The sequence below is a fragment of the Amycolatopsis sp. WAC 04197 genome, from assembly GCF_003947475.1.
GTDB classification, from domain to species: Bacteria; Actinomycetota; Actinomycetes; order Mycobacteriales; family Pseudonocardiaceae; genus Amycolatopsis; species Amycolatopsis japonica.
Window position 1 is genome coordinate 104,781 of sequence record NZ_QHJK01000016.1, and the last position, 22,963, is coordinate 127,743.

The 22,963-nt window shown below is 71.1% G+C and carries 22 protein-coding genes; 10 read left to right on the forward strand and 12 right to left on the reverse strand.

Annotated elements, in window-relative coordinates; all coding sequences use genetic code 11:
- Positions 1–206 precede the first annotated feature (206 nt).
- Complete coding sequence (locus DMC64_RS40560) at positions 207–1,892, reverse strand: DUF885 domain-containing protein (RefSeq protein WP_199755258.1); 1,686 nt, start codon at positions 1,890–1,892, stop codon at positions 207–209.
- A gap of 42 nt (positions 1,893–1,934) precedes the next feature.
- The gene (locus tag DMC64_RS40565; RefSeq protein ID WP_037343226.1) at positions 1,935–2,819 is read right to left on the reverse strand and encodes a methylenetetrahydrofolate reductase; all 885 of its coding nucleotides are present in this window, start codon (positions 2,817–2,819) and stop codon (positions 1,935–1,937) included.
- A 120-nt stretch (positions 2,820–2,939) separates the two neighbouring features.
- Between DMC64_RS40565 and merB the strand changes: the two genes are divergently transcribed.
- On the forward strand, positions 2,940–3,617 hold the full coding sequence (merB, locus tag DMC64_RS40570) for an organomercurial lyase (RefSeq protein WP_125737840.1): 678 nt from the start codon (positions 2,940–2,942) through the stop codon (positions 3,615–3,617).
- On the opposite strand, the gene DMC64_RS40575 is transcribed toward merB, so the two are convergent.
- Both DMC64_RS40575 and DMC64_RS40580 read right to left on the reverse strand, forming a co-directional pair.
- Positions 3,614–3,919 carry an AzlD domain-containing protein gene (locus DMC64_RS40575; protein ID WP_037343224.1) on the reverse strand — a complete coding sequence of 102 codons (306 nt, stop codon included), beginning with the start codon at positions 3,917–3,919 and terminating at the stop codon, positions 3,614–3,616. The genes merB and DMC64_RS40575 overlap by 4 nt on opposite strands.
- On the reverse strand, positions 3,916–4,584 hold the full coding sequence (locus tag DMC64_RS40580; protein WP_125737841.1) for an AzlC family ABC transporter permease: 669 nt from the start codon (positions 4,582–4,584) through the stop codon (positions 3,916–3,918). The genes DMC64_RS40575 and DMC64_RS40580 overlap by 4 nt, the downstream gene beginning before the upstream one ends.
- A 47-nt stretch (positions 4,585–4,631) precedes the next feature.
- Here DMC64_RS40580 and DMC64_RS40585 point away from each other — a divergent pair, with 47 nt between their 5' ends.
- From DMC64_RS40585 to DMC64_RS40605, 5 genes are all read left to right on the forward strand, one after another.
- Positions 4,632–5,180, forward strand: a complete 549-nt coding sequence (locus DMC64_RS40585) for a CGNR zinc finger domain-containing protein (protein WP_125737842.1) — start codon at positions 4,632–4,634, stop codon at positions 5,178–5,180.
- A 122-nt stretch (positions 5,181–5,302) separates the two neighbouring features.
- Positions 5,303–6,394, forward strand: a complete 1,092-nt coding sequence (locus tag DMC64_RS40590) for a polyprenyl synthetase family protein (protein ID WP_016332689.1) — start codon at positions 5,303–5,305, stop codon at positions 6,392–6,394.
- On the forward strand, positions 6,394–7,869 hold the full coding sequence (gene crtI, locus DMC64_RS40595; protein WP_125737843.1) for a phytoene desaturase family protein: 1,476 nt from the start codon (positions 6,394–6,396) through the stop codon (positions 7,867–7,869). The genes DMC64_RS40590 and crtI overlap by 1 nt, the downstream gene beginning before the upstream one ends.
- On the forward strand, positions 7,866–8,795 hold the full coding sequence (locus DMC64_RS40600; RefSeq protein ID WP_125737844.1) for a phytoene/squalene synthase family protein: 930 nt from the start codon (positions 7,866–7,868) through the stop codon (positions 8,793–8,795). The genes crtI and DMC64_RS40600 overlap by 4 nt, the downstream gene beginning before the upstream one ends.
- Complete coding sequence (locus DMC64_RS40605) at positions 8,792–9,580, forward strand: LLM class F420-dependent oxidoreductase (protein WP_037343216.1); 789 nt, start codon at positions 8,792–8,794, stop codon at positions 9,578–9,580. Before DMC64_RS40600 ends, DMC64_RS40605 begins: the two co-directional genes overlap by 4 nt.
- Positions 9,581–9,639: 59 nt before the next feature.
- Here DMC64_RS40605 and DMC64_RS40610 read toward each other — a convergent pair whose 3' ends face one another.
- Positions 9,640–10,200 carry a CGNR zinc finger domain-containing protein gene (locus tag DMC64_RS40610; RefSeq protein ID WP_125737845.1) on the reverse strand — a complete coding sequence of 187 codons (561 nt, stop codon included), beginning with the start codon at positions 10,198–10,200 and terminating at the stop codon, positions 9,640–9,642.
- Between the two features lie 22 nt (positions 10,201–10,222).
- On the opposite strand from DMC64_RS40610, the gene DMC64_RS40615 reads away from it, so the two are divergent.
- A complete protein-coding gene (locus DMC64_RS40615) occupies positions 10,223–11,401 on the forward strand; it encodes an MFS transporter (protein ID WP_125737846.1) in 1,179 nt (392 codons plus the stop codon).
- Here the strand turns inward: DMC64_RS40615 and DMC64_RS40620 are convergent.
- Positions 11,370–11,738: an Rv2175c family DNA-binding protein gene (locus tag DMC64_RS40620; RefSeq protein WP_125737847.1), complete on the reverse strand. Its 369-nt coding sequence runs from the start codon at positions 11,736–11,738 to the stop codon at positions 11,370–11,372. The genes DMC64_RS40615 and DMC64_RS40620 overlap by 32 nt on opposite strands.
- A gap of 186 nt (positions 11,739–11,924) precedes the next feature.
- On the opposite strand from DMC64_RS40620, the gene pknB reads away from it, so the two are divergent.
- The gene (gene pknB / locus DMC64_RS40625; protein ID WP_125737848.1) at positions 11,925–13,982 is read left to right on the forward strand and encodes a Stk1 family PASTA domain-containing Ser/Thr kinase; all 2,058 of its coding nucleotides are present in this window, start codon (positions 11,925–11,927) and stop codon (positions 13,980–13,982) included.
- A 123-nt stretch (positions 13,983–14,105) separates the two neighbouring features.
- Complete coding sequence (locus tag DMC64_RS40630; protein WP_125737849.1) at positions 14,106–14,870, forward strand: hypothetical protein; 765 nt, start codon at positions 14,106–14,108, stop codon at positions 14,868–14,870.
- 106 nt (positions 14,871–14,976) lie between these two features.
- On the opposite strand, the gene DMC64_RS40635 is transcribed toward DMC64_RS40630, so the two are convergent.
- The gene (locus DMC64_RS40635; protein WP_125737850.1) at positions 14,977–15,810 is read right to left on the reverse strand and encodes an NAD(P)H-binding protein; all 834 of its coding nucleotides are present in this window, start codon (positions 15,808–15,810) and stop codon (positions 14,977–14,979) included.
- Between the two features lie 95 nt (positions 15,811–15,905).
- Between DMC64_RS40635 and DMC64_RS40640 the strand changes: the two genes are divergently transcribed.
- On the forward strand, positions 15,906–16,655 hold the full coding sequence (locus DMC64_RS40640) for a TetR/AcrR family transcriptional regulator (RefSeq protein ID WP_125737851.1): 750 nt from the start codon (positions 15,906–15,908) through the stop codon (positions 16,653–16,655).
- A 71-nt stretch (positions 16,656–16,726) separates the two neighbouring features.
- On the opposite strand, the gene DMC64_RS40645 is transcribed toward DMC64_RS40640, so the two are convergent.
- Genes DMC64_RS40645 through murD form a run of 5 tightly spaced genes read right to left on the reverse strand, consistent with a single transcriptional unit; the run spans position 16,727 to position 22,961 of the window.
- Entirely contained in the window at positions 16,727–17,563 is an 837-nt protein-coding gene (locus DMC64_RS40645) for a cell division protein FtsQ/DivIB (RefSeq protein ID WP_037343205.1), read from the reverse strand.
- A gap of 3 nt (positions 17,564–17,566) precedes the next feature.
- Positions 17,567–18,976, reverse strand: coding sequence for a UDP-N-acetylmuramate--L-alanine ligase (murC, locus tag DMC64_RS40650; protein ID WP_125737852.1), 1,410 nt, complete (start codon positions 18,974–18,976; stop codon positions 17,567–17,569).
- Positions 18,969–20,096: an undecaprenyldiphospho-muramoylpentapeptide beta-N-acetylglucosaminyltransferase gene (gene murG / locus DMC64_RS40655; protein WP_125737853.1), complete on the reverse strand. Its 1,128-nt coding sequence runs from the start codon at positions 20,094–20,096 to the stop codon at positions 18,969–18,971. The genes murC and murG overlap by 8 nt, the downstream gene beginning before the upstream one ends.
- The gene (ftsW, locus tag DMC64_RS40660) at positions 20,093–21,571 is read right to left on the reverse strand and encodes a putative lipid II flippase FtsW (protein ID WP_125737854.1); all 1,479 of its coding nucleotides are present in this window, start codon (positions 21,569–21,571) and stop codon (positions 20,093–20,095) included. Before ftsW ends, murG begins: the two co-directional genes overlap by 4 nt.
- The gene (gene murD, locus DMC64_RS40665) at positions 21,558–22,961 is read right to left on the reverse strand and encodes a UDP-N-acetylmuramoyl-L-alanine--D-glutamate ligase (protein ID WP_037343195.1); all 1,404 of its coding nucleotides are present in this window, start codon (positions 22,959–22,961) and stop codon (positions 21,558–21,560) included. Before murD ends, ftsW begins: the two co-directional genes overlap by 14 nt.
- Positions 22,962–22,963: the final 2 nt, after the last annotated feature.

The following is a 22,963-nucleotide window of genomic DNA, read 5'->3' on the forward strand; positions in this document are numbered from 1 at the left end:
ACGCCGCGCGGCCGGAGACACCCCGCTCAGGAGGCGGGGGGTGGGGTGACGAGAAAGATCCGGTGCACGAGAGGGAACGTATCAAGGCCGCGGTAGCGGGGGCACGTGAATTGCGGCACGCGGAGGGCGAGATGTCAGGAAAGGGTCGTTCCTGACATTTTTCGTCAGGAACGACCCTTTCATGACATTCGGGGAAGGGCGGCGGGTCAGTCGAGAGCGGCCAGCATCTCCCGCAGCGTGTCCAGCCCCATCCCGCCGAGCGCCAGCGCCCGCGTGTGGAACTGCTTGATGTCGAACGCGTCGCCCTGCCGCGCGCGGGCCTCCTCGCGGGCGGTGAGCCAGAGCCGTTCGCCGAGCTTGTACGACGGCGCCTGCCCCGGCCAGCCCAGGTAGCGGTCGATCTCGTCGTGCACGTGGGCCGGGTCGGTGACGGTCCGGGTGAGCATGAACTCCAGGCCCAGCTCGGGCGTCCACCGCTCGCCCTCGTGGAAACCGGTGCCCGCCGGGATCTCCAGTTCCAGGTGCATGCCGATGTCCACGATCACCCGCGCGGCGCGGAACAGCTGCTCGGACAGCATGCCGAACAGTTCGCCGTCGTCGGCGAGGAACCCGAGGTCCTCCATGAGCCGCTCGGAGTACAGCGCCCAGCCCTCGGCGTGCCCGGAGGTGAACGCGAGCAGCCGCTGGTACTTGTTCAGCGACTCCGACTGGTCGACCGCGGTCGCGATCTGCAGGTGGTGACCCGGCGCGCCCTCGTGGTAGACGGTGCTGACCTCGCGCCAGGTGGTGAACTCGTCCCGGCCCTGCGGCAGCGACCACCACATGCGGCCGGGGCGGGAGAAGTCCTCGCTCGGGCCGGTGTAGTACGCGCCGACGGTGCCACCGGGCGGGGCGATCTTGCACTCCAGCGCCATCACCCGGTCGGAGATGTCGAAGTGCTTGCCGCGCAACGACTTCAGCGCGTTGTCGGACAGGTTCTGCATCCAGGCCTGGAATTCCGCCCGGCCACGCACGGTGTACGCGGGGTCTGCGTCGAGGGCGGCGGCCGCCTCGGCGAGGGTGGCGCCGGGCTTGATCCGGCCGGCGACCTCGCGCATCTCCGTTTCGAGGCGGGTGAACTCGGCCCAGCCCCAGGCGTAGGCCTCGTCCAGGTCGAGGGTGGCGCCGGTGAACACGCGGGACCACAGCTGGTAGACCTCGGCGCCGACGGCGTCCTTGACCGGTGCCAGCGGGGCGAGTTCGGCGCGGAGGAAACCGGCGAACTCCGCGTACGCCTCCTGGGCGGCGTGAGCGGCCTGGCCGAGTTCGGCGCGGAGCTTCTCGTCGACGTCTTTCGCGCCCGAGGCGAGCGTCTCGAAGAAACCGGTCTCGTCCTTCAGCCCGGCCCAGGTTTCGGCCTGTTCGGCGACCTTGCCGACCTGCCGCAACGCCGCCACCCGGCCCGCGTCGGCGGACGCGAGCAGCGAGGTGCGGAGACCGTCGAGCGCTTCGGGCACCCGCGCCATCCGGGCGGCGATCGTCGCCCAGTCCTCCGCGGTCTCGGTGGGCATGAAGTCGAAGACCATGCGCAGTTCCTGCACTGGGCTTTCGATCACGTTCAGCGCCGCGATGTCGAGGCCGGCTTCGTGGATTTCGAGGTTCAGCGCGATCCGCTCGCTGAACACGGCCTTGGCCGCGCGTTCACCGTCGTCGACCGGTTCGGCCGCGGCGATGTCGGCCAGTGCGCGCGCGGCGATCGCGGCCCTGGCCGCGTGCCCGGCGGGCGAATAGTCGGTCAGCTGGTCGTCGTATCCGGAGATACCGAACGTCGTCGCGGCGACCGGGTCGGCCGCGGCGTACTCGTCGACGTACCGGTCACAGATCTCGTGCACACTTCGCGCGGTTGAAGCCATGACCGGCACGCTACCGGGATCGCGGGCGACTTCGGTACGGAGTTACGCCCGGGCGGGGACCAGCCCGAGCCTGCTGACCACCTCACGCGTGGCCTTGGACCGGTTGAACGTGTAGAAGTGCAGGTCGGGGACGCCTTCGGCGATGAGCCGCTCGCCCAGTTCGGTCACCGCGTCGATACCCGCGGCGCGGAAGGCCTTCGGATCGTCGGCCAGCGGCTCCAGCCGGTCCAGCAGCCGCCGCGGCGCGGGCGCGCCGGACAGCTTGATGGACGTGTGCAGCGTCCGCGGCGTGGTCAGCGGCATGATGCCGGGGATGACCAGTGCCTCGCAGCCGGTGGCCGCCACCCGGTCACGCAGACGGAGGAAGTCCTCCGGTTCGAAGAACAGCTGCGCGATCGCGAAATCCGCGCCCGCGCGCAGTTTGCGCACGAGGTATTCGGTGTCGGCTTCGAGGTTGGCCGAGCGAGGGTGGCCGTACGGGAAGGCCGAGACGCCGACGCAGAAGTCGCCGAGCGAACGCACCAGTTCGACGAGTTCCTCGGCGTAGTTCAGCCCGTCCGGATGCGGGACCCAGTCGCCGTAGACGTCGCCCGGCGGGTCGCCCCGCAGCGCGAGGATGTTCCGCACGCCGACGGCGGCGTACCAGCCGATGACATTGCGCAGTTCCGCGACCGAGTGGTTCACGGCGGTCAGGTGCGCCATCGGCACCAGCGTGGTTTCGGTCGCGACGCGGGCGATGCTGCGGATCGTGCCGTCCCGGCTGGAGCCGCCCGCGCCGTAGGTGATCGACATGTACGCCGGGTCCAGCGGCTCGAGTTCCCGGATCGACTTCCACAGCACGGCCTCGTCGGCCGCGTCCCGGGGCGGGAAGAACTCGATGGAGAACACGGGTCCATCACCCTGCAACCGCTCGACCACCGACGTCATACGGCCATGTTAAGGGGGAATGTCCGCTGGCTGGGAGCCCCCTCTCAGGCTATGGGCGTACGAGCGGTTGCCGAGCGGGGCCCGCCTGGGGAGACTCGGTGAGGAGCACAGGGAGCCGCCATGAGCGCCGAAACCGACACCAGCTGGGATGAGGACGTCCGCGTGGCGGTCTACCGCGCGTTCGCCGAGCACGGGAGGCCGCCGACGGCCCCGGAACTGGCCGACGCCGCCCACGGATCGCTCGCGGTGGCGAAACAGGCACTGCACCGGCTCGCGGAGCGGCGGCATCTCGTCCTCGACGAATGCGAGCACGTCGTGCTGGCGCATCCGTTCGCGGCGATCCCGCTCGGGTTCTCCGTGATGGGCGAGCGCACGTTGTGGTGGGGTGGCTGCGCGTGGGACGCGTTCGCGATCCCGCATCTGGTCAAGGGCGAGCCCGAGGTGCTGGTGTCCACCCGCTGCCGCGGCTGCGGCGAACCCCAGGCGCTGATGGTGAACGACCGGACCCCGCCGAAGGGTGATCTGGTCGCGCATTTCCTCGTCCCGGTGGCGCGGATGTGGGACGACGTCGTGCACACCTGTGCCAACCAGCGCCTGTTCTGCGGCGAGTCCTGTGTGGACGAATGGCTGGCGGAAACGGGGCAGGACAAGGGTTACGTCATGGATCTGGTGACGCTGTGGCGGCTCGCGGCCGGCTGGTACGACGGCAGGCTCGACCACGGCTACACCCGCCGGGAACCGGCCGCGGCGGCCGCGTACTTCGAGCAGGCCGGGCTGAGCGGACCGTTCTGGCGTTAGACGAGGAACCGCAGCACTGCTGTGACGACCACGCCGCAGAGGATCGCGGCGAGCACCGGCACGCGCAGCACGTACGTCACCGCGATCGCGGCCAGGCCTGCGCAAAGCGTCCAGTCGAGCCCGGACCAGGCCGGACCGGTCACGTCCGTGAGCACGAGCCCGGCCAGCAGCGCGGGCGCGAGCAACGCGATCACCCCCGCGAGCCGCGGCGGCAGCGTCCGGTCGCCGAGCAGGACCGGTCCCGCCGCCTTGAACCCGATACTGACCAGCGCCACCAGGACGATCGCGAGCCAGAGCGTCATCGCCGCACCCCCAGCCCGAGCAGCGCGGCGGCCGAAGCGCCGATCAGCGCGAGCCCGACCGGGACGAACAGCACCAGGATCCCGGCGAGGCAGGCGGCGAGCGCCGCGGTAAGCACCGCCTGGCGTGACCGGCGTAGTTCGTCGATGAGCAGGACCAGGAAGAAGCCGGGGAACACGACGTCGAGCCCGAACCGGGAGACGACGTCCGGTGGCGGCGCGGCCAGCACCCCGAGCACCGTCCCCAGCACCCACGCGGGCAGCTGGACGAGCGTGCAGCCGATGAGCTTCTCGCGGTCGAAGCGTCCTTCGCCGAGGTGGGCGGCGACCCATGAACCGTCGACGACGGCCTGGCCTTCCCACGCGCGGCGCAGGCGGCCGCCACGCAGGTCGGCGGCGACGGCGGCGCCCATCGGCAGGAACCGGGCGTTGATCAGGGCCGCCGCGCCGACCGCGACCGCGAGGTTGCCGCCGCCCGCGAGCGCGGTGGCCATCGCGAACTGGGCCGAACCGGAGAACACCACGATCGAGGCGACGATGGGGGCGGCGATCCCCCAGCCGAGTGTCTGGCTGTACGCGCCGAAGGTGACACCGAGGACGAAGGTCGCGACACCCAGTCCGAGCCCGACACGGGCGCCGGCCAGATAGTTGTGCCGGAGCGTTGTCATGGTTCGACCCTAACAAGCTAAACTCATTTTGACCATTAGGAGGATGCGTGGACGGCCATTGGGACGGGTACGACAGCATCGGCGGGAGCGTGCCGTTGGACCTGGTCAACACCGTTTCCTGGCGGCGCGATCCGGCCCGGCGGGAAGACCGGCTTTCGGCTCCGGAACGGCTGTCCGAGTGGGTCGTCCTGGTCGGCGCGGGCACCGAACGGCTGGAGATCTCCGAAGCCGTCCTGGAGGCGGTGAAGGACTTCCGCGAGACGCTGTATCGCGTGCTGACGTCGGATCCGCCGGACGTCACGGCGTTGCGCGAACCGCTGCTGGCGGCGTACCGGCACGCCGAACTCACGCCGTCCCTGCCGCTGCGGTGGCAGGTGCCGCTGGTGGACGACACCGCGTTGCCGCATTTCCTCGCGCTGGCGGCCGAGGGCCTGCTCCGGTCCGGGGAGCTGGAACGGATCCGGGAGTGCGAGGGCCCCGGCTGCGGCTGGATCTTCACCGACCACACGCGCAACCGGTCGCGGCGCTGGTGCAGTTCGTCGGACTGCGGCAACCGGGCGCGGGCGAAGCGGCACTACGACAAGACCCGCGTTTAGTCCTCTGGATGCGGTCCTTGCGCGGGCAACTATCGCATTCAGAGGACTAAATGCGGCGAGTTCCGCCACATTCGAAGGCACCCGACTGGGTCACGACGACGTCCTTCCCGGAGGATGTGCTCATGGACACGTCCGCCTACGACGCCGATCTGCCCGCCCACGTCGAGCGGGCGCTGGCCGGATTCCTCGAGCGCGCCGGTGCCGAGATCCGCCGCACCGAGCCGACGGTCGGGGCCGGGATCGACGCGCTGGCCGGATTCGTGCTGGGCGGCGGCAAACGCCTGCGCCCGACGTTCGCCTGGTGGGGCTGGCGCGGCGCGGGCGGCGACCCGGGCGGGCCGGACGTCGAAGGTGTCCTGCAGGCGGTGGCGAGCCTGGAGCTGATCCAGGCGTGCGCGCTGATCCACGACGACCTCATCGACTCCTCCGATTCGCGCCGCGGTTCGCCGACGGTGCACATCGCGGGCGCCAAACTGCACGCCGACAGCGGCTGGCTGGGTTCGCCGAGCACGTTCGGGCTCGCGACCGCCGTCCTGGTCGGCGACCTCGCGCTGGCCTGGGCCGACGACATGTTCGGCGAGGCCCCGCTCCCGCCCGCGGCCCTCGCGGCGGCGCGGCCGGCGTGGCGCGCGATGCGCACCGAGGTGCTCGCCGGGCAGTACCTCGACGTCCGCACCCAGGCCACCGGCGACGCCTCCCCCGAGGCGGCGCTGCACATCTGCAAGCTCAAGACAGCCGCGTACACCGTCCAGCGCCCGCTGCACCTCGGTGCCGCGCTCGGCGGTGCCGACGACGCCCTGATCGCGACGCTGCGCGAGTTCGGCGACGAGGTCGGCGTGGCGTTCCAGCTGCGGGACGACCTGCTCGGCGTATTCGGCGACCCGTCGGTCACCGGCAAGCCCGCGGGTGACGACCTGCGTGAGGGCAAGCGAACGCTGCTGGTCGCGCTGGGTCTCCAGCGTGCGGCCGAACAGGGCAAGGACGCGGCGGCGAAGGTCATCTCCGACGCCATCGGCGACGCGCACCTGTCCGAAGACGCCGTCGAGACCGTGCGCGAGGCATTGCAGGACGTCGGCGCCGTCGACGCGGTGGAACGCCGTATCGACGAGCTCACCGACTCCGCGATGGCCGCGCTGGACCGCGCCCACCTGGCCGAACCCGCCCCCGCCGCGCTGACCGGGCTGGTCGTCAAGGCGACCCAGCGGACCTACTGATGCGCACGGTCACCGGTCCGAGCGACCACGTGGTGGTGATCGGTGGCGGGCTCGCCGGGCTGTCGGCGACGCTGCACCTGCTCGGCGCCGGACGCCGGGTGACCCTGCTGGAGCAGGACAAGACTCCCGGAGGGCGGGCCGGGCAGGCGGATCTCGGCGGCAACACCGTCGACACCGGTGCCAGCGTGCTGACCATGCCGGAACTGCTCGACGAAGCCTTCTCCGCCGTCGGCAAATCCCTGGCGGACAACCTCACGCTGACCCGCCTCGACCCCGCGTATCGCGCGCGATTCGCGGACGGGAGCACGATCGCCGTGCACACCGAGGCGGCGGCGATGGAGGCCGAGATCCGCGAGGCCGCCGGTCCGGCCGAGGCCGAGGGCTACCGGCGGCTGCGGCGCTGGCTGACCGAGCTGTACGCGGTGCAGAAGGACCACTTCATCGGCGCGAACTTCGATTCGCCGTTCGATCTCGTGCGCCCGGAGCTGGCGAAACTGGCCACGCTGGGCGGTTTCGGGCGGCTCGGCCCGAAGATCGGCGGGTTCCTGCGCGACGACCGGGTGCGCCGGCTGTTCTCCTTCCAGGCGCTCTACGCGGGGCTCGATCCGGCGCGCGCGATCGGCGCGTACGGCGTCATCTCCTACATGGACACCGTCGGCGGGGTCTACTACCCGTCGGGTGGGATGGGCGAGATCGCGCGGTCGATGGCGAACGCGGCCGAACGCGCCGGCGCGGAGCTGCGCTTCGGCACCGAAGCCGCTTGGCTGGAAAGGGTTTCCTCGCGCGTGCGTGCGGTGCGGACCCGCACGGGTGAGCGGATCCCTTGCGACACCGTGGTTCTCGCGACCGAACTCGGCACCGCGTACCGGCTGCTCGGTGCCCGCCCCCGGCGTCCGCTGCCGCTGCGGTACTCGCCCTCGGCCGTCGTGCTGCACGGGCACGCGCCGAAAACGTGGCCGGATCTGGGCCACCACACCATCTTCTTCGGCGACGCCTGGGAGAAGACGTTCTCGGAGATCATCCGCGAAGGCAAGCTGATGAGCGATCCTTCGCTGCTGGTGACCCGGCCGACGGCGACCGACCCGGCCCTCGCCCCCGGCGGCGACCAGGTGATCTCGGTACTGGCCCCGGCGCCGAACCTCACCCGGGGCAAGATCGACTGGCGCCGGGTCGGGCCAGCGTATCGCGCGGAACTCCTGCACACGCTGGAAAACCGCGGCCTCACCGGCTTCGCCGACGACTTCTCCGTCGACGAGATGATCACCCCGGCGGGCTGGGCGGAGCGCGGGCTCACCGCAGGCACGCCGTTCTCGCTCGCGCACACCTTCGCCCAGACAGGCCCGTTCCGGCCGGGGAACCTGATGCGGGCGGTGGACAACGTCGTGCTGGCAGGCTGCGGGACCACGCCGGGCGTCGGCATCCCGCCGGTGGTGATCTCCGGCAGGCTCGCGGCGGGAAGGGTCACCGGCCGATGAGCGAACTCGACGCCGCGGGCATCACCGAACCGGCGTTGCGGGCCGCGTACACCGAATGCCGCCGCGTCAACGCCCACTACGGCCGCACCTTCTTCCTCGCGACCCGGCTGCTGCCGCCGCGGACGCGGCCGTTCGCGCACGCGCTGTACGGCTTCGCCCGCATGGCGGACGAAGTGGTCGACAATCCCGCGCCCGGTACCGATCCGGCGGTCGCGCTGGACGAGGTCGCCACGATGGTCGCGCAAGTCTTCGACGGTGACACGCCCGCCGATCCGGTGCTGACGGCGCTCGCCGACACCGTGCGGCGCCACGGCCTCGACCGCGACCTGTTCGACGCGTTCCTGCGGTCCATGGCGATGGACCTCAAGATCACCGAATACGCGACCTACGCCGACCTGCGGGAGTACGTCCACGGTTCGGCCGAGGTGATCGGCCTGCAGATGCTGCCGATCTTCGGCACCGTCGTCCCGGTCGAGGAAGCCGTGCCCGGCGCCGCCGCGCTGGGCGAGGCGTTCCAGCTGACCAATTTCCTGCGCGACGTCGGCGAGGACCTCGACCGGGGGCGGCTGTACCTGCCGACCGAAGAGCTGGCCGCGTTCGGCGTCGACCGTGAACTGCTCGAATTCTCCCGCGCCCGCGGCCTGCCCGACCGGCGGGTGCGGCGCGCGCTCGCCGTCGCGGTGGCACGCAACCGGGCGGTGTACCGCCGCGCCGAAGCGGGCATCCCGTTGCTGCGTGAGGAATCCCGCGACTGCGTGCGGACCGCGCTCGTGCTCTACGAAGGCATCCTCGACGAGATCGTGGCCCTCGGGTACGACGTGCTGAACACCCGCGCGGTCGTCCCCCGCCGCCGCCGGCTGGGTGTCGCTCTCCCGAGGCTGTTGGCGAGCAAGTGGAGCAACTCCAGGCTTAGGCTGCGATCATGACTTCTGCTTCGAACAGGAAGATCCGGATCGGCGTCCAGCTTCAGCCCCAGCACGCCGAGTACAAGGCGATCCGCCGGGCGGCTTCGGAGGCCGAAGACCTCGGTGTGGACATCGTCTTCAACTGGGACCACTTCTACCCGCTCTACGGCGAGCCCGAAGGACTGCACTACGAGTGCTGGACCATGCTGGGCGCTTGGGCGGAGTCGACGTCGCGGGTCGAGATCGGCGCGCTGGTGACGTGCAACAGCTACCGCAACCCCGAACTGCTCGCCGACATGGCCCGCACCGTCGACCACATCTCCGACGGACGGCTGATCCTCGGCATCGGCTCCGGCTGGTTCGAGAAGGACTACGACGAGTACGGCTACGAGTTCGGCACCGCGGGCGGGCGGCTCGACAACCTGGCCGAGGCGCTCCCGCGGATCGAGAGCCGGTTCGGCAAGCTGAACCCGGCGCCGACCCGCAAGATCCCGGTGCTGATCGGCGGCGGCGGCGAGAAGAAGACGCTGCGCCTGGTCGCGAAGCACGCCGACATCTGGCACGGCTTCGGCGACCCGGAGGTGGTGGAGCGCAAGGTCAAGATCCTCGACCAGCACTGCGCCGACGTCGGGCGCGACCCGAAGGAGATCGAGCGTTCGGTCGCCGTCGACGGCGAGCCCGAGGAACTCGGCCCGAAGCTGCTGGACCTGGGTGTCTCGCTGTTCACCGTGGCGACCGGCGGGCCCGACTACAACCTCGACAAGCTGCGGTCCTGGATCCAGTGGCGGGACAAGCAGCAGTCCTGACTCGCTCGCAAATGTCATGAAAGGGTCGTTCAGGACGTTTTATGTCCTGAACGACCCTTTCATGACATCCGGGACCGATCGCGACGGTGAGCCGCCACCCGCTCCCGAGTGGCGCACCGCGTCGAGCAGTACCGCCGCGGGCTCCCACCGCCCAAGTGCGCGAACGGCTTCCCGCAGCCCGAAGCAGCACACAGCCCACCCGGCGGCGCCTGACGGTCCGCCAGCAGCACGGCCAGCGCCAGGGCGGACGACGTCACCAGCCACGCGCCCCACGGCCCGTCGTCGTCGGCGTCCACGTGGAGATGCCAGCCGAACCCGTCCGCGTGATCGGTCAGCCGCGGCGGATGCGCGTAGCGGGCCAGCAGCCGGTTGAGCACGTCGGCCGCCTCCGCGACATCCCGCGCCGCGAACACCTCCCGCAGCTGCGAGGCCGCCTCGCGCAACGACGCCACATCCGACGGCGCCAGCTCGACCGAGGTCTCCCCGTGCGCTTCCAGCACGGAACGAACCGAGGAAGCCGACGGATCCGGCGCCAGCAGCACGACCATCAGATCCACCGCCCGCTGCGCCGCCGCCCGCGCCGACCGGCCGGGCAGGAAATCCCGCTGCGCTGAAGTCATATCCCACTGTAACGTCTCAGCAATGAGAAGCCGTTACAGGCTCGCCGTCTACCTGACCGGCGCGACGGTCGCCAGGACCGGCGACGAGCTGTCCGGGCCTGCGTTGCTCCTGCTGGGACTGAGCGTCGACGGCTCGGCCGCGACCGGGTCCGCGCTGCTCGCGGGCCTGACGATCTCCGCGGCGGCGGGCGGGCCGCTGCTCGGCGCCCTGCTCGACCGCAGTCCCCGGCCTGGACGGCTGCTGGCGTGGGCGCTGCTCGCGTACGCGGGCGGGCTCGGCGCGGTGCTCGCGCTGGTCGAACTCCCCGCGGCGATCGTGGTGGCCGTCGCGGCGGGACTGCTCAACCCCGCGTTGGCCGGCGGCTGGACGGCGCAGCTGCCGCAGGTCAGCGGCGGCACGCCACTGGAGCGGGCGAGCACGCTGGACGCGATGACGTTCACCGCCGCGAGCCTCGCCGGGCCGGGACTCGCCGGGCTCGTGGCCGCGTACGCCGGCGCCCCGGCCGCCGTGGCGCTCGCGATCACGCTGGTCGCGGCCGCCTTCCCGGCGGCATGGTCGCTGCCCGCCACCGAGGCGAAGCCCACGAGACCGATCCGCCGTCAGCTCGCCGACGGGTTCGCGGTCCTCTTCCGCAACCGCGCGCTGCTGCGGGCCACCGCGACGTCCACCGTGTCCTTCGTCGGCATCGGGATCGCCGTGGTCTGCTATCCGCTGCTCGGTGCCCAGCGGCTGGGGAGCCCGGGGTTCGGCGCGCTCCTGCTCACCGTGCTGGCCGCCGCGTCACTGGTCGCGAACGCCGTACTGGCCCGCAGGCCACCACCGCCGGATCGCACCGTGCTCGCCAGCACCGTCCTGCTGGGCGCGAGCTTCCTGCTCGCGGCGGCGGGCCACGGCGTGGCGCTCCTGCTGGCCGCCGCCGTACTCGCCGGTTTCGCGGAAGGACCCCAGCTTTCGGCGCTGTTCGCCATCCGGCACCGCGAAGCACCCGCTGCGGTGCGGGCACAGGTTTTCACGACGGCGGCGAGCGTGAAGATCACCGGACTCGCGGTCGGAGCCGCGGTCGCGGGGCCGTTGAGCGCACTCTCCGTAACCGCCGCGCTGGGTGCCGCGGCGGGATTCCAGCTTCTCGCGGCTGCGGCGTATGTACTGGTCAGAACGTCCGGGCGGACTAGAACGCCATCGCCTGCGCGCGCCGTTTGACCTCGGTGCCGTGGCTGGTGCGGAGCGCGTTGACCGGGGTGATGCCGGGCAGGGTCTCGTCCTCGGCGAAGAGCCAGCGCAGCATCTCCGTCCGGCTGAACCCGGAGTCCGCGAGCACGGTGATGGTGCCCGCCAGGCCCTTGACCACGCCGTCCTTGACCAGGAACGCGGCCGGGACGTACAGCTCGCCCTTGCGCCGGACGGCGATCAGGTGGCCGTCGCGCAGCATCTGGCGGACCTTGTTGGCCGAAACGTTCAGCGCGGTCGCGACCTCCGGAAGCGGGAGAACGGCCACATCTGCATCGAGAACGTCGTCGGCGACGGGAATACCACTCACAGGTGACACTGTGCCACATTCCGTCTCCCCCTCCGTTAGTGCGCATGGGTGACTGCCACGAGTCATGACGGACAGTGCCCGCATGGTCACGGATACCGCCGATTCGACGAAATACCGGGAATCGTGATCCCCGGCGACCCAGGTCCCGTACACCAGAACATGGGTACTTCCGTACGATCCATAGCCGTGACACGCACGGACCCCACGCTGGTGGGCACTCTGCTCGAGGGCCGCTACCGGGTGGACAAGCTGCTCGCACGCGGTGGGATGTCGTCGGTGTACCGCGGCGTCGACACCCGCCTGGACCGCCAGGTCGCCATCAAGATCATGGACCCGCGGTTCGCCGACGACAGGTCCTTCGTCGAACGCTTCGAACGGGAAGCCCGTTCGGCGGCCCGGCTGCACCACCCGCACGTGGTGGCGGTGCACGACCAGGGCTTCGACACCCCCGGCGGCGAGGAGTCCGGCCGCGCGTTCCTGGTCATGGAACTCGTCGACGGCGGCACCCTGCGCGAACTGCTCGCCGAACGCGGTCCACTGGACGTCGCGCTCGCGCTGAGCATCACCGAACCGGTCCTCTCCGCGCTGGCCGCGGCGCACGCCGCCGGTCTGGTGCATCGCGACGTCAAACCGGAGAACGTCCTCATCGGCCGCGGGGGCACCGCGCTTTCGGGTGGCGTGGTCAAGGTGGGCGACTTCGGGCTGGTCCGCGCGGTCGCGAGCGCGGGCACCACGAGTTCGAGCGTCATCCTCGGCACCGTCGCCTACGTCTCGCCCGAGCAGGTCGCGACCGGCGCGACCACCTCGCGCGGCGACGTCTACTCGGCCGGGATCCTGCTCTACGAAATGCTCACCGGACGCCCGCCGTACACCGGCGACACCGCGCTCTCGGTGGCGTACCGGCACGTCAACGACGACGTCCCGCGCCCGAGCGAGCTGCGGCCGGGTATCCCGCCGCAGCTGGACGAGCTGATCCTGCGCGCCACTCGCCGCGACCCCGAGCAGCGACCCGCCGACGCCGCGGCGTTCCTCGCCGAGCTGAACCATCTGCGCACCGTCCTCGGCGTCCCGGCGGTCCCGGTGCCCGTCCCGCTGCCCGCCGACGCCGACCGCGAGACCGACGCCGAGCGCACCACGCCCGGCATCCCCGCCGTCCCTGCGGTGGCTCCGGCCGCCGCCGCGACGACCGTGCTGCCCCCGGTCGCCGAGGCGACCCTTCCGGTCACCGGGCCGCGCGGAACGCAGGCGCTGCACCGCGAGCCGCAGATCCCGGCCGCGCAGCCGCCCCGCACGCCTCCCCCGCGGCCCAAACCGGCCGCCGGCGACGAGCAGCCGGGGTCACGCAAACGGCTCTACCTGATGATCGCGGCCGCGGTGCTGGTGCTCGGCGGCCTGATCGGCGCGTTCGCCTTCATCCTCAACGACTCCGGCCCGACGTCGTCGTCGGTGCCGAAGCTGACCGGGATGAACCAGGCCGCCGCCGGTGACGCGCTCCGGTCGGCGAAGCTGACCCCGGCCTACACCGAGGAGTACAGCGACACCGCCGCCCAGCACACGGTGATCCGCTCCGACCCCGCGGAGGGCACGTCGCTCGCGCCGGGCACCACGGTCAACGTCGTGCTGTCGAAGGGCCGTCCGATCGTGCCCGACATCCAGGCCGGGACGAGCCAGCAGGACGCGGAGACGGCGATCAAGGCCGCGCAGCTGACGCCGGTCCAGGGCGAGCAGGAGTACAGCGACGTCGCCAAGAACAAGGTGGTTCGCGTCGACCCGGGCCCCGGTTCGCAGCTGAACATCGGCGGGCAGGTCACGATCATCCTGTCCAAGGGTCCCGAGCCGCTGCCGCCGGTCCCGGACGTCACGGGCCAGAGCAAGGACGCCGCGTTCCAGATCCTGCAGCAGGCGGGCTTCCAGCCGTTCCAGGCCGGCGAGGAGTTCTCCGACCAGTTCGCCGCCGGTCAGGTGATCCGCACCGACCCGAAGGGCGGCGGCAAGGCGAGCAACCGCCGGATCGGCGTGTTCGTTTCGAACGCCGTCGAAGTACCGAACGTGACCTTCAAGCGGATGGAGGAGGCGATCCAGATCCTGAAACAGGCGGGTCTGGAGCCGGACCGTCAGGGTCGCGGAAACGGGAACGGTCACGGCGGCGGAAACGGTGGTTTCGACTTCGTCCTGGAGCAGGATCCGCAGCCCGGTACCAAGGTGCCGAAGGGCACGAAGGTGAAGATCAAGGGCTTCGGGTGACGCGAAAGGTGCTTTGAAACCGTTCAGTACCGGCATGGTCATCGGCTACCGTGAGCGCATGGTGGTAGTCGACGGCGTGAACGGCAGGTCGGACAGCTTCACCCCGCGTTCCGCCGCGCCACGATGAGCTTCTTCACGGACGGTCCGCGCAGCCGCCCCCTGTTCCCGGTGCCGGAACAGGAGCTGTTCGGCTACAACGGCCGCCCCTGGGTGGAGACGCCGCACGAGTACATCGTCCCGGCGATCCTGCCCTGGTCGATGCCGCTGGGCCGCGCCGAACGGACCATCGTGGCGCTGCGTGGCATCGAGGTGTGGCCGGAGTCGGTGTCCTTCCAGCTGTCGGTGTACTCCCGGGATCTCCTGCTCGACGAACCCGGCGAAGGCCTGATCGACCACCGCCGGGTCCCGGACTACAACGCGCTGCTGGTCGGGGTGCTGTTCCCCGACGGGAGGCGGGCCAGTTCGGAGACCATCTCCGTGCCGTCGGCCACCAAACCGGATCAGCCGGTGCTGCGCGCGCAGGGGCTGGGCGGTTCGGCGTTCCATGTCGACCACGAGATCTTCCTCTGGCCGCTGCCGCCCGACGGGCCGCTGGAGTTCATCGTCCAGTGGCTCGACCGCGACATCGAGGAGTCGCGCACCTCGCTCGACGGCACCGCCATCCGCGACGCCGCCAAGGAGGCGGGCGAGATCTGGCCCGGCCTGCCCGCCCGGAAGTCACACGGGCTGCCCGTCCGCCGGGTCGGGGCCCAGGCGATGATCACCCCGGCTTGGCCCGCTCAGGCCCCGCCGCCCCTGCCTCAGCCGCAGCGATCGTCCCCGCCACCCGCTTCGGACCAGCCGCCGGGCGCTCCGCTGCCGACCCGCCTCCCCCGCCGGGCCCGCTGACGCGTCGGCAACCCGTATCTCGCGTGTTCCAGGCCGTATCTCGCGTGATTGAAGCCGGAACGTCTCCAATCACGCGAGTCACGGCTTCAATCACGCGAGTGACGGCTCAGCGGAAGGCTTCGACGTTCGCCACCGCCCACTCCGCGTAGGTGACGCCGGGCCGACCGGTGAGTTCCTGGACGACGCCGGTCGGCTTGTCGGGGTTCTCGGTGAAGTACGCGAAGCCGTCGAGCAGCCACTCGGCGATCTCGGCCGGGACCCCGGCGGCCGCCCACTGCTTGTTCGCCTCTTCCCTGGTGAGCTCCTGGAAGACCACCTCTTCGCCGAGCGCGGCCGAGATGGCGGCGACCTGTTCGCGCTGGCTGATCGCCGTCGGCCCGCTCAGCGTGTGCTTCTTGCCGACGTGTCCCTCGGTCAGGATGACGTGCGCCGCGACGGCGGCGATGTCCGCGAGGTCGATCGGCGTCATCCGTGCCTCGGGGTAGGCCTCGCGGACCACCCGCTCGGCCTTGATCGTCTCCGCCCAGCCGAGCGTGTTGTTCATGAACGCGCCCGGCCGCAGGAACGTCCAGTCGAACTCCGCCTCCCGGACGGCCTTCTCGATGATCGCGTAGTCCACGCCGCTCGAGTTCTCCACCGGGTCGTCGGCGTTGCTGCCCGACAGCGCCACCACGCGGCGCACTCCGGCCTCTTTCGCCAGCTTCACGAAGTCGTCCACCTTCGCCGCGAGCGGCGCGAGGTACACGGTCTCGATGCCCTTGAGGGCTTCCGGCAGCGTCTCCGGCTTGCCCAGGTAGCCCTTGGCGAACTCCACCTGCTCGGGCAGTGCCGCCTTCGCCGGGTTGACGGTCAACGCCCGCACCGGCGCCCCGGCCTCCACCAGTTCGTCGACGAGCAGCCTGCCGACGCTTCCGGTCGCACCGGTCACCAGGATCGTCACGATTCCCCACTCCTTTTCGTACGCCCTACGGGATCAGTTTAACCGTACCGCATACGAGAATGTAGAATCCAGCTTCACGGCCGAGTGGAGTGTGGATGGACTTCGAGCGCAGCCTCGATCTGTTGTGGCGTGACCGCGGCGAAGCCCGGCAGCCGAGCAGGGGACGAAAACCCAAACTGACCCTCGACCAGGTGATCGCCACCGCCGTCGCGCTCGCCGACCGGGCGGGCGAGGCGACCGTGTCGATGAGCCAGATCGCCAAGGAACTCGGCGCGGGCACGATGACGCTCTACACCTACGTCCCCGGCAAGACGGAACTGCTCGATCTCATGGTCGACTCCGTGCTCGCCGAACGGAACCTCCCCGGCCCCGGCGACCCGCGGCCGGACGGCTGGCGCGAGCAGGTGCGGCTCTACGCCGAGCGCACACTGGCCGTGTTCCGGGCGCACCCGTGGCTGCGTTCGACGTCGATGGTGCGGCCGGTGCTCGGGCCCGGACTGATGGCGGGCCAGGAGTACGTGATCGCGGCGGTGTCGGACATCGGGCTGCGACCGCGCGAGGCGGCCGCGGCCGCGAACAGCATCGAGATCTACGTGCAGGCCAACGCGACGCTTTTCGCCGAGACGGCGCAGGTGGAGCAGGAGACCGGGGAGTCGACGGACGCCTGGTGGGGGCAGCGGTCGGTGTTCTGGGAGAAGTACTTCGACGTGGCGCGGCATCCGGCGATGACGCGGATCTGGGAGAGCGGCGGCTACGAAGCGGACACCTGCGAAGCCGCCGACGAGACCTTCGCGTTCGGCCTGGAACGCATGCTGGACGGCATCGAAGCCCTCGTCACCCGCTGAGCGCACCGCATTTCGTCCTCTGAATGCGGTAGTCGGGGATACGAACTATCGCATCCAGAGGACGAAACGCGTCAGGAGACGGTGGGCAGATCGGGGGCCGAGACGTCGAAGACCTTGCCCTCGCGGGTGAGCAGCGCGGCCAGGACCTTCGCCTTGCGTTCGGTGTCGGCCGAGGTCCCCCACCGCACGGTCTTCCCGTCGGCCAGCGCGAACTCGACGCTGCCGGGGGTCTTCGCCGTCGCGGTGGTGACCTGCTTGAGCAACTGCTGCGGGATCACGCCGAGGACGCCGGTCACCGCGCGGGTCACCGGGTCGTCGGCCGACACCGACGGCAGCTTGAGCTCGGGCAGCCCGGCTGGCCGTTCCTTGACGGTCTTGAACACCACTCCCCCGCCATCGACGAGGTGCACGCCGTCACCGCCGGGCCCGCTGTCGAAGAACGCGATCGCGGTCCGCTCGGTCACGGTGATCTCGAGGGTGCTCGGCCACGACCGGGAGACGTCGACGGTCGCGATACCGGGCATCTGCGCCACCTTGTCGCGGATCTCGTCGGTGTCCAGGCGCAGCATCGGCTTCTGGTCCGGCACCGCCGCCGCGGCGCGGATCTGGTCCGCGGGCACGGAGCTCGCCCCGACGACGTCGACCTGCCGCACCCCCAGCATCGAGCTGAACCACAGCAGGTAGACGAGGGCGACGGCGGTCAGCACCGAAAGCAGCGCGACCCAGCGCCGCCGCAGCTCCTTGTGCCGGGTCGGCCGGGCGGAACGGCGGCGGTCGTCCATCGACCGCCTGCCGCGCCGCTGCTTCAGCCGTTGAGTCCGTTCGGCCCGTGGGGTCCGCTTGACCCGTTCGGAGCGCGGACGCCGACCGGGTTCGGCCGGGCGGCGGCGTTCCCCGGTCTGTGTCATGGGCTAGCCCGCCCGCCGGTCCAGTTCGGCCAGGATCTCCGGGCCGAGCTGCGTGACGTCGCCGGCACCCATGGTCACCAGCAGGTCACCGGGTTCGACCAGATCCGCCGCGAGCTTCGCCGCGACGTCGAACGCGGGCTGGTAGTGCACGGGGACACCGGAGATCTGGTCGGCGATGAGCGCGCCGCTCACCCCGGGCTCCGGCTTCTCGCGCGCCCCGAAGACGTCCAGCACGACGACCTCGTCGGCCAGCGACAACGCGGCCGCGAACTCCTTCGAGAACGCCTTCGTGCGCGAGTACAGATGCGGCTGGAAGACCACGACGACGCGACCCGTGCCCGCGGCCGTCCGCACCGCGCGCAGCTGCGCGTCGACCTCGGTCGGGTGGTGCGCGTAGTCGTCGTACACGCGGACGTCGCCCGCGCGGCCCTTGAACTCGAACCGCCGCCGGACGCCGCCGAACGCGGCCAGCCCTTCGGCCAGTCCTTCGACCGGCGCGCCGAGCTCGATCCCGGCCAGCAGCGCGGCGATCGCGTTCAGCGCCATGTGCTCACCCGGCACCGCGACCCGCAGGACGATCTCCTCGCCCCGCACCGAGATCCGGACGACGCCGCCGTCCGGCGCGGGAACGTAGTCGAGCACCTTCGCGTCGTCCGCGCCGGTGACCGAACGCCCGTAGCGGCGGACGCGGATGCCCCGCTCCTCGGCCAGTGCGCCCAGCTTCCCGGCGCCCTCGTCGTCACCGCACACGATGAGCAACCCGCCCGGCACGATCCGGCCGAGGAAGTCGGCGAACACCGAGACGTACGCCTCGGCCGTGCCGTGGTGGTCCAGGTGGTCCGGCTCGACGTTGGTCACCACGGCGACCGACGGCGAGTACGCCAGGAACGATCCGTCGCTCTCGTCGGCCTCGGCGACGAAGACGCCGCCCTCGCCGTGATGGGCGTTCGCGCCCGACTCGTTGAGGTCGCCGCCGATGGCGAACGACGGGTCGAGACGGCACTGCTGCAGGGCGACGGTCAGCATCGACGTCGTCGACGTCTTGCCGTGCGTCCCGGCGATGCAGGCGACGCGGTGCCCCTCCATCAGCCCGGCCAGCGCCTGCGCGCGGTGCAGCACGGTGATCCCGCGTTCCCGCGCGGCCATCAGTTCCGGGTTGTCGTCCTTGATCGCGGTCGACACGATCACCGAGGACGGGCCTTCGGGGAACGCGTCGAGGTTCTCGGCGCGCTGGCCGACGGCGATCTCGGCGCCCTGGGCACGCAGCGAAAGGAATGCGCGCGACTCCTTGGCGTCGGAGCCGGACACCTGGACGCCGCGGGCGAGCAGGATACGGGCGATGCCGCTCATCCCGGCGCCGCCGATCCCGATCAGGTGGGCACGCGTGAGCGTGTCGGGGAGTTGATCAGGCACCTGCGGCCTCCAGCACGATCTTGGCAAGGGTCTCGTCGGCCTCGCGGTGACCGAGGCCGACCGCGGCCGCGCTCATCTTCGCGACCCGGTCGGCGTCGGACACCAGCGGGATCACCAGCTCCGCGACCTTGGCGGGAGTGAGGTCGGCGTCGTCGACCATCAGGCCGGCACCGGCGTCGACCGCGGGCCGGGCGTTGACCGCCTGTTCGCCGTTGCCGTAGGGCAGCGGGACGAACACCGCGGGCAGGCCGACCGCGGACACCTCGGCGACGGTCATCGCGCCGGAGCGGCACAGCACCGCGTCGGCGGCGGCGTACGCGAGGTCCATGCGCTCCAGGTACGGCACCGGCACGTACGCGGGCCGTCCGGGGAACTCCTGGACGACCAGCGTGTTCTTCGGTCCGTGGGCGTGCAGGACACCGACGCCGGCGTCCGCGAACTCCTTGGCCGCGCCGGAGACGGCGCCGTTGATCGACACCGCGCCCTGCGAACCGCCGAAGACCAGCAGGGTCGGGGCGTCGGGGTCGAGCCCGAAGTGCTCGCGGGCTTCGGCGCGCAGCGCGGCCCTGTCGAGCGAGGTGATGGAGCGGCGCAGCGGGATGCCGATGACCTCGGCCTTCGCCAGCGGCGTCCCCGGGACGGCGACGGCGACGCGGACGGCGAACCGCGCGCCGACCTTGTTCGCCAGGCCCGGCTTCTCGTTGGCCTCGTGCACGACGATCGGCGTGCGGCCGCGCGCGGCGAGGTACGCCGGAAGCGCGACATAGCCGCCGAAGCCGACGACGACGTCCGCGCCGACCCGGTCCAGGACCTCACGGGTGCGCTTGACCGAGTCGCGGACCTTCAGCGGCATCTTCAGCAGCTCGGGCGTCGGCTTGCGCGGCATCGGCACCGGCGGGATCAGCTCCAGCGGGTACCCGCGCGCCGGGACGAGCTTGTTCTCCAGTCCGCGCTGGGTCCCCAGCGCGACCACCTTCGCGTCGGGACGCAGGCGCATCACCGCGTCGGCGAGGGCGAGTGCCGGTTCGATATGCCCGGCGGTCCCACCGCCGGCGACCACGACCACCGGCGCCTTGCCGGCGACCTCGCCTGAAACGCCACCTCTGACGGGGTTGTTCACCTATGACCTCTCCGGTTTGCGGTACCCCGTTTCGCGGTACCGCGGTTCACCGCCGTTCGCGCGGCCGTCCTCCTGCCGGGCTCCCGTACCGAACGGCGCCGCTCCTGTGCGGGCGAAGGCCTCGCCGTCCTCGGCGCGGGCCTCGCCGCCTTGGCGGCGCCTCCCCTGGCCGCGCCGCCCTTGCGCTTGGCGGGCGGGCGGTACGGCTCGGGCGCGGGAAGCCTCAGCAGGCGTCCGAATTTACCTGGCCCCTGCGAGCGCAGTGCGGCCACCGCCTCCGGTTCGTGCCGGGCGGCGTTGGCCAGGATCCCCATGATGAGCATGGTGATCACCAGCGACGTCCCGCCGTAGGAGATCAACGGCAGCGTGACCCCGGTGACCGGCAGCAGGCCGACGACGTAGCCGATGTTGATGCCGGCCTGCGCGACCAGGAAGACGGTCAACGTGCCGGACACGATGCGGATCCACGGGTCGAGGTTGCGGGTGGCGATCCGCAGGCCGACGACGGCGACCCCGGCGAACAGCCCGAGCACCACCGCGCAGCCGATGAAGCCGAGTTCCTCGCCGATCAGGGCGAAGATGAAGTCGTTCTGCACGTTGGGCAGGTAGCCCCAGTTGGACTGGCCCTGGCCGAGGCCCTTGCCGAGGAACCCGCCGTCGGCGAGCGCGAGTTTCGCCTGGTTGGCCTGGAAACCGTCCGCGCTGGTGTCCGGGTCGCCGGAGACGAACGACATGACCCGCGCCAGCCGGTACGGGGCGATGATCGCCAGCACCAGGATCCCGGCAAGGCCACCCGCGAGGATGACCCCGAACAGCCGTTTCGGCGCGCCCGCGAACCACAGCAGGGCCATCAGCACCACCGCGAGGGTGATCGTGCCGCCGAGGTCGGGCTGCATCATGACCAGCGCGAACATCAGCAGGGCGATCGGCACGACCGGGACGAGCAGATGCCGCCACTGGTTGATGATGTTGTACTTGATCACCAGGATGTGCGCGCCCCAGAAGGCCAGCGCGACCTTCGCCGCCTCGACCGGCTGGAAGGCGAACCCCCCGAGCCGGAACCAGCCCTGCGAGCCGTTGACCGTGGACCCGAGCGGGGTCAGCACCAGCACGAGCAGCCCGAGGCACACCACCGTCGCCGTCGCCGACAGCCGCCGGACGCGTTCCAGCGGCACCCGCAGCCCGATCCAGAACACCACGGCGCCGATCGCGACGAACATGAGGTGCTTGCTGAACTGGGCGTACACGCCGGTGCCGGTCTTGGGGTTGTACGAGGCGACCGAGGACGCGGACAGCACCATCACGATGCCGATCACGGTCAGCACGCCGGTGAGCGCCAGGACCAGGTGGAACGATGCGAGCGGCCGCGAAAGCCAGGCCGTCAGCGCGGTCCGGAACGTGACGAACGGGCTTTCCTTGCGTTCACGGCGCTTGCGCTGCGCGGGCTCGCGTTTTCTTTCCTCAACCGCCGTCACTGGTCTCCCCCGCACCGTCGCGCAGGACACGGACCGCGCTCGCGAACGCGTCGCCGCGTGCGCCATAGCTCGAGTACATGTCCAACGACGCCGCGGCGGGGGCCAGCAGCACCACATCTCCAGGGCGCGCCAGGGCGCGGGCCGCCTTCACCGCCGCAGTCATGGTGTCATCGTCACCCGAAGGGAGGCTGTTCACCGGGACATCCGGCGCGTGTCGCGCGACAGCGGCGGCGATCACGGGTGAATCCACGCCGAACAGCACGACTCCGCGCAGCCTTCCGGCGATCGAACCGACGAGTTCGTCCACGGAAGCGCCCTTGAGCTGGCCACCGGCGATCCAGACGACGTTCAGATGCGCGCGCAGCGAACCGCTCGCCGCGTGCGGGTTGGTCGCCTTGGAATCGTTGATGTAGCGGACGCCGTCGATTTCGCCGATCTCTTCGGCCCGGTGCGGGGCGGGCCGGTACTCGCGCAGGCCCTTGGCGACGTCCTCGCCGGTGACGCCGTACGCGCGGGCCAGCGCCGCCGCGGCGAGCGCGTTGGAGACGTTGTGCGGACCGGCGGGACGCACGTCGGCCAGCGTGCCGAGTTCGTCGGCGCTGGTCGCCGGGTCGGCCACGAAGGCACGGTCGACCAGCAGGTCTTCCACGATCCCGAGTTCGCCGGGGCGCGGGGTGTCCATACCGAAGGCGACGCGGCGCGCGTCGGCGGGCGCGTGTTCGTCGGCGAGCCGGGCGGACCACTCCTCGTGCAGGTTGTGCACGACGGTGCGGGAGTGGGTGTGGACCCGGCCCTTCGCCGCCGCGTACTCCTCCATCGAGCCGTGCCAGTCGAGGTGGTCCTCGGCCAGGTTCAGCACCACCGACGCGAGCGGGGCCAGCGTCGACGACCAGTGCAGCTGGAAGCTCGACAGCTCCACGGCCAGCACCTCGTGCCCGGCGCGCACCGCGTCGAGCACCGCGAAGCCGACGTTCCCGCAGGCCACGGCGTCGACCCCGGCCGTACGTAGGATCGACTCCAGCATCCCGACCGTGGTGGTCTTGCCGTTGGTGCCGGTGATCGCGAGCCACACCGGCGGCTTGTCGCGCAACTGCCCGACGCGCCACGCCAGCTCGACGTCGCCGATCACCTCGATCCCCGCTTCGGCCGCCGCCACCAGCAGCGGCGACGTCGGCTTCCAGCCGGGGCTGGTGACGACCAGCTCGACGTCTCCGGGCGGCTCAGTCAGGCCCGGCACCAGCTCGGCGCCGAGCCCCTCGAGCTCCGCCAGCCGTTCGGCGTTGCCGTCGGTGACGGTGATCCGCGCGCCCAGCTCCGCCAGGACGGGGACGATCGACTTGCCGGTGACCCCGGCTCCGGCGACGAGGACGTGACGCCCGGCCAGTTCCACTT

Bases quoted from the DNA above. Each gene is read 5' to 3' on its own strand.
- DMC64_RS40560 (WP_199755258.1), bottom strand. From the start codon at position 1,892: ATGGCTTCAACCGCGCGAAGTGTGCACGAGATCTGTGACCGGTACGTC.
- DMC64_RS40565 (WP_037343226.1), bottom strand. From the start codon at position 2,819: ATGACGTCGGTGGTCGAGCGGTTGCAGGGTGATGGACCCGTGTTCTCC.
- merB (WP_125737840.1), top strand. From the start codon at position 2,940: ATGAGCGCCGAAACCGACACCAGCTGGGATGAGGACGTCCGCGTGGCG.
- DMC64_RS40575 (WP_037343224.1), bottom strand. From the start codon at position 3,919: ATGACGCTCTGGCTCGCGATCGTCCTGGTGGCGCTGGTCAGTATCGGG.
- DMC64_RS40580 (WP_125737841.1), bottom strand. From the start codon at position 4,584: ATGACAACGCTCCGGCACAACTATCTGGCCGGCGCCCGTGTCGGGCTC.
- DMC64_RS40590 (WP_016332689.1), top strand. From the start codon at position 5,303: ATGGACACGTCCGCCTACGACGCCGATCTGCCCGCCCACGTCGAGCGG.
- crtI (WP_125737843.1), top strand. From the start codon at position 6,394: ATGCGCACGGTCACCGGTCCGAGCGACCACGTGGTGGTGATCGGTGGC.
- DMC64_RS40600 (WP_125737844.1), top strand. From the start codon at position 7,866: ATGAGCGAACTCGACGCCGCGGGCATCACCGAACCGGCGTTGCGGGCC.
- DMC64_RS40605 (WP_037343216.1), top strand. From the start codon at position 8,792: ATGACTTCTGCTTCGAACAGGAAGATCCGGATCGGCGTCCAGCTTCAG.
- DMC64_RS40610 (WP_125737845.1), bottom strand. From the start codon at position 10,200: ATGACTTCAGCGCAGCGGGATTTCCTGCCCGGCCGGTCGGCGCGGGCG.
- DMC64_RS40615 (WP_125737846.1), top strand. From the start codon at position 10,223: ATGAGAAGCCGTTACAGGCTCGCCGTCTACCTGACCGGCGCGACGGTC.
- DMC64_RS40630 (WP_125737849.1), top strand. From the start codon at position 14,106: ATGAGCTTCTTCACGGACGGTCCGCGCAGCCGCCCCCTGTTCCCGGTG.
- DMC64_RS40640 (WP_125737851.1), top strand. From the start codon at position 15,906: ATGGACTTCGAGCGCAGCCTCGATCTGTTGTGGCGTGACCGCGGCGAA.
- DMC64_RS40645 (WP_037343205.1), bottom strand. From the start codon at position 17,563: ATGACACAGACCGGGGAACGCCGCCGCCCGGCCGAACCCGGTCGGCGT.